This window comes from Mycobacterium ostraviense (assembly GCF_002705925.1).
GTDB lineage: Bacteria > Actinomycetota > Actinomycetes > Mycobacteriales > Mycobacteriaceae > Mycobacterium > Mycobacterium ostraviense.
Genome location: NZ_NKRE01000100.1, coordinates 1 through 282, shown reverse-complemented (window position 1 = coordinate 282; position 282 = coordinate 1). Strand labels below are relative to the sequence as shown.

The window sequence follows — 282 nt, the reverse complement described above, 5'->3', positions numbered from 1 at the left end:
GATGTGTATAAGAGACAGGACAATAAGTGTAATGATGCCTGTTCTAATACAGAATCTTTACTTTTTATTGCCTTTTCAAGTCGTTGTTCCACTTTCTTAATTTCATTGTTCATGTTTAACTTTGCCACGTTAATCACCTTTGGTATTATCTTTTTCTTTATAGCCAAGGTGCATTGCAGCAACGCCCCCTGTATAACTACGTACTCTTACATTTATGAAACCCGCTTCTTCAACCATGCGCTTCAACTCTTCTTTTCCAGGAAAATTAAACGTAGATTGCTG

Annotated in this window: 1 protein-coding gene; it reads right to left on the bottom strand. The window is 36.5% G+C overall.

What is annotated here, in order from left to right; translation table 11 throughout:
• Positions 1-129: 129 nt before the first annotated feature.
• Positions 130-282: class I SAM-dependent methyltransferase (locus CDN38_RS33710; RefSeq protein WP_180276460.1), on the bottom strand; the 153-nt coding region annotated here is incomplete at its 5' end.